Here is a 2409-nt window from a genome sequence, read left to right as displayed (position 1 = left end):
GTATTTGCCGCTACCTTCTCAATTGCCTTCTCAGCGGTCTTATAGTCAGGTGCGGTGACCTTGATCTGGTATTGGGGGGCTCCAAGATAGGTGATCTCAACCTCGACACCGGGGATCTTCGCCTCGGCACTCCGGAGGGCGCGTCTGATCACATTGACACCATCGGGCTTATCGGACATCATATCCATAATCCCGGAGATCATCACCTTCTGAACCTTGACATTGTCTGTGGCGACGACCATCAGCGCCTTATTGACAGCTTCTGAGAAATCGAAGCGGGTAAGTATCTCTTCACCGGTTATGACAAGATCTTCAAAGAACGGGTAGATCAGAGTATATTCCGAACGGACCGCATCAATAATCCTGGCGGGATCGATAGCTGCAACCTCGGCCGCAAACCCTATCCATTTGTGGGCTTTCTGTTCGTTCTTCCATTCCTGAATCTTTTCACGACGCTGGTGATCGTTGACATCCTTTAAGGAGAGGTCAATATGCCCGCGTGAGGTGTCGACATGAAGGACTTTGCATACGACCTTCTGCCCTTCACGAATAAAGTCGCGAATATATTTGATCCACCCACGCGCGATCTCGGAGATCGGGATGAGACCCTGGCGCCCTTCGTATTCATCCAGGGTAACAAACGCTGCAAAGTCCTTTACATCAACGACGGTGCAGACGACCAGTTCTCCATCTTCGGGCCAGTACCTCTCGCTCATCAGATAATCACTCAAACTGTGATACGATCTCAGCCTTTATCAGTGCTTTGCCGCCGGTAGTCTCTGCCAGTACTGTTCCGCAGACGATACAGTCGACGACGGTGCTTGCTTTCTCAAAGATGACCTGTTCGTTTTCACAGTCAGGACACTTCACTTTGACAAAACTGCTTCTGTTTTCCCTGTTTAACTCGACCATTGTATACTCACTCCGTCAGTTCGAATTTTGCAATTCTGTACCCTTTTCTGAGATGGGCTTTCTTACAGGTTTTACAGCGGTATCGGACGTTGATCTTCTTTGTTGGTTTATCGCCACCCGGAACCTTGCTGAACTTACCCATATTTCCAACACGGGATCTCCGTGCCTTCTCGCGGTCGATCCAGTGAAGACCGGTTGTTTTGCCCTTCTTCACTTTCTCGATCTCATGTTCCGTGTGTGTCCGGCAGAACGGACAATATGTGTTGAATTTTGCTGGTCTTTTCATGAAAAATACCTCTGTTTCAGGAACCCGAATACCATATTTATTTGCGAATTCTTATATTTAAGGCTATGTTGCGGTCACAGAGAACCGTTGCATTGGGAGAGGGAAGGCAGACAACATCCTCGTTCGCTAGTGCGTAGGTTCTGCCATCAATCCCCATAAAAGGCTCAATAGGGGCAATAAGCCGGACAAGGCTGAGACCACGCGGGGCGCCCTCTTCTTCCGCCTCATCCACCGGCTCTTCGATCTCGGTCTCCGGGATAATGGTGGGTTTTCTGGAACGGCGATCGATCAGCTCCGCCCGTGCATGCTGTACCGCCTTTGAAACAGTCTCAAAGAGCGCCTGCTCCTCTGCGATCATAAGCCGCTTGATCTCGCGATCGATCGTATCGCCATTCCCTTTGGCGAGTGCCAGTTCGATGATCCTGCCGGTTCTGATCGAAAAGATCTCCTGGATATAGGACTTGTAGCTCTCAACCTGGCGGATCATATCCTGTGAACGCTCGGAGAGGGGATCACCGGATTCATAGAGCTCCTTGTACATCAGTTCAATCTCTTCGTGAACCTTTGTGTAGAGATCCGATGGGATATCCGTCAGCGTGCCGCTTGCCCGCTCATCAAAGAGGATCGACCTGACACGGTCAAAGGAGATGGTCATAAAGACCCTCCTTCAAGCTCCGCAATTCCCCGTGCGCAGAGGAAGACTGCAAGTGCTTCGGGGACGGTGTTGATCCCTTTTGTGAGCGTGTAGGTGTTCCCTAGGATCGGCATCGTCGTCTCAAATGACGAATCAATTCTGACCGGACGCTCCGAGAAGACGACCGCATCGATGAGGGGATCGAAATCCTCGAGATCACGGATATCAAGCGGCGTGACAAGGAAACCGCTTCCTCCATGAAGAGAGGATGGGTGGCGGATCAGCCGCTTGATATCGGTTGTCACCGGCTCATCGGCAAGAGCGGCCCGATTCCGGATCTGCTGTGAAAGAAGACTGTCTGGATCGTCGGACATCGCCAGGATCACGCGATCATGGATGCAGGCCAGGTAATCATTCCCTTCCATCGATCTGATCAGCCGGTCAAGCCGTTTTATGAAATCAGTGGCACCCGCCTCCGAGACACCCCTCACCGATGAGAGAACTTTGATCTGTTCCTCAGGCGGAAGGGTGCGGATCTGCTCACAGGTTGCCTTGAGGGCTTCCTTCAGGCGGAGAC

4 protein-coding genes and 1 pseudogene are annotated in these 2409 nt (G+C 51.6%); all 5 read right to left on the bottom strand.

Annotation, left to right across the window (positions count from 1 at the left end):
- Window positions 1–716 (bottom strand): translation initiation factor IF-2 subunit alpha (locus tag QCH34_RS10860; RefSeq protein WP_300334033.1); only part of this gene is annotated, 716 nt, incomplete at its 3' end.
- A 7-nt stretch (window positions 717–723) separates the two neighbouring features.
- A complete protein-coding gene (locus QCH34_RS10855; RefSeq protein ID WP_300334030.1) occupies window positions 724–912 on the bottom strand; it encodes a 30S ribosomal protein S27e in 189 nt (62 codons plus the stop codon).
- A gap of 7 nt (window positions 913–919) precedes the next feature.
- Entirely contained in the window at window positions 920–1198 is a 279-nt protein-coding gene (locus tag QCH34_RS10850) for a 50S ribosomal protein L44e (RefSeq protein WP_255333110.1), read from the bottom strand.
- A gap of 37 nt (window positions 1199–1235) precedes the next feature.
- On the bottom strand, window positions 1236–1853 hold the full coding sequence (locus QCH34_RS10845) for a hypothetical protein (RefSeq protein ID WP_300334027.1): 618 nt from the start codon (window positions 1851–1853) through the stop codon (window positions 1236–1238).
- Window positions 1850–2409, bottom strand: a pseudogene (locus QCH34_RS10840) (DNA primase catalytic subunit PriS); the annotation flags it as partial. The pseudogene QCH34_RS10840 and the gene QCH34_RS10845, both read right to left, overlap by 4 nt.

The sequence above is a fragment of the Methanocalculus sp. genome (assembly GCF_029762515.1).
In the GTDB taxonomy this organism is placed as follows: domain Archaea; phylum Halobacteriota; class Methanomicrobia; order Methanomicrobiales; family Methanocorpusculaceae; genus Methanocalculus.
This window is presented reverse-complemented; position numbering and strand designations above follow the sequence as displayed.

Coding starts and splice junctions, on each gene's coding strand:
- QCH34_RS10855 (WP_300334030.1), bottom strand. CDS start 912: ATGGTCGAGTTAAACAGGGAAAACAGAAGCAGTTTTGTCAAAGTGAAG.
- QCH34_RS10850 (WP_255333110.1), bottom strand. CDS start 1,198: ATGAAAAGACCAGCAAAATTCAACACATATTGTCCGTTCTGCCGGACA.
- QCH34_RS10845 (WP_300334027.1), bottom strand. CDS start 1,853: ATGACCATCTCCTTTGACCGTGTCAGGTCGATCCTCTTTGATGAGCGG.